1 protein-coding gene is annotated in these 1,870 nt (G+C 70.4%); it reads right to left on the bottom strand.

Going from position 1 to position 1,870, the window contains the following annotated elements; translation table 11 throughout:
* The coding region (locus APM_RS14585; RefSeq protein ID WP_007424142.1) for an FdhF/YdeP family oxidoreductase at positions 1–1,854 on the bottom strand (1,854 nt) is incomplete at its 3' end.
* Between the last annotated feature and the right edge of the window lie 16 nt (positions 1,855–1,870).

Genomic DNA, 1,870 nt, shown 5'->3' with positions numbered 1-1,870 from the left:
CGGGATCGGCAGGCGGAAGCCGCCCGGCACGGCGATCCGCGCGTTGAAATCGGCGAATTCGGGGAACACCGCCTCGATCGCGTCGCGGATCAGGCTGTAATCGGCCACCATCTCGCGCCAGGGCACGGTGCTGTCGGGGAGGGTGGCCATGGCGATGCCGGCGACGATCGCCGGCTCCGAGCGCAGCAGTGGCGAGGCCGGCGCGAGCTTGCCGGCCGAGGCATGCACCATCGACATCGAGTCCTCGACGGTGATGACCTGCGGCCCGCTCTCCTGGATATCCTCCTCGGTGCGGCCGAGGCAGGGCAGGATGATCGACTCCCGGCCGATCAGCAGGTGCGAGCGGTTGAGCTTGGTGGCGACATGCACGGCGAGATCGAGCCGCCGCATCGCCGCGGCGCAGGCCTCGGTATCCGGCATGGCGATGGCGAGGTTGCCGCCGAGGGCGATCAGCGCGCGGGAGTCGCCGCGCAGCATCGCCTCCATCGCAGCGACCGCGTCATGCCCGTGGGCGCGCGGCGGGGTGAAGCCGAAGCGCTGCGCGATCCGCTCCAGCATCGCCTCGCCCGGCTTCTCGGTGATCCCCACGGTGCGGTCGCCCTGCACGTTGGAATGGCCCCGCAGCGGGCAGATCCCGGCACCCGGCCGGCCGAAATTCCCGCGCAGCAGCAGCAGGTTGGCGATCTGCCGCACATTCTGCGTGCCGGTCGCGTGCTGGGTGATGCCCATGCCGTAGGTGACGATGGTCGATTTCGCCCGCGCGTAATGCCCGGCCACGGTGGCGAGATCGGCGCGCGAGAGCCCGCTCGCCGCCTCGATCCGCTCCCACGGCGTCGCCCGCAGGTCGGCGGCGAGATCGTCGAACCCGTTGGTGTGCGCCGCGATGAACGCCCGATCGAGGATGCCGGCCTCCGGCCCCGCCTCGGCGTCGAGTTCGAGCAGCGCCTTCATGATGCCCGAGAGTGCCGCGGCATCGCCGCCGACCCGCACCTTCAGGTAGGTCGAGGCGATCGGCGTCGCCCCCCGCGTCGCCATCTCGACCGCGTTCTGCGGGTCGGCGAAGCGTTCCAGCGCCCGCTCGCGCATCGGGTTGAACACGATGATCGGCACCCCGCGGCGCGCGACCTCGTGCAGCGTGCCCATCATGCGCGGATGGTTGGTGCCGGGATTGTGCCCCATCGCGATGATCAGGTCGCAATGGTCGAAATCGTCGAGCGAGACGGTGCCCTTGCCGAACCCGATCGACTGCGGCAGCCCGACGCTGGTGGCCTCGTGGCACATGTTCGAGCAGTCGGGGAAATTGTTGGTGCCGTATTCGCGGGCGAAGAGCTGGTAGAGGAACGCCGCCTCGTTCGAGGCGCGGCCGGAGGTGTAGAACTCCACCATGTCGGGGTCGGGCAGGGCGCGCAGCACCGCGCCGATGCGGGCGAAGGCGTCGTCCCAGCCGATCTCGCGATAGGTGTCGCTCGCGTGGTCATAGGCCAGCGGGTGGGTGAGCCGCCCGGCATCCTCCAGCGCGTGGTCCGACCAGCCGAGCAGCTCGCTGACCGTGTGGGTGGCGAAGAAATCGGGGCCGACGCGCTTGCGCGTCGCTTCCCAGGTCACCGCCTTGGCGCCGTTCTCGCAGAACTGGAAGGTCGAGGTGTGTTCCTTGTCCGGCCAGGCGCAGCCGGGGCAGTCGAACCCGGTGGGCTTGTTGGTGCGCAGCAGCAGGCGGGCGGCGTCGCCGGCATCCATCTGGGTGCGGATCGCCTTGGCGGTGGCGCGCAGCGCGCCCCAGCCGCCGGCCGGCGCGTCATAGCGCCGGATTCCCTTCAGGTTGTGATCGGGCACGATGCGACGTCGGGTGGTCATGGGCAGCATCTCCGCT

This window comes from Acidiphilium sp. PM (assembly GCF_000219295.1).
Lineage (GTDB): Bacteria > Pseudomonadota > Alphaproteobacteria > Acetobacterales > Acetobacteraceae > Acidiphilium > Acidiphilium multivorum.
Note: the sequence above shows the minus strand (reverse complement) of the source record. Positions and strands in the feature narration are given on the sequence as shown.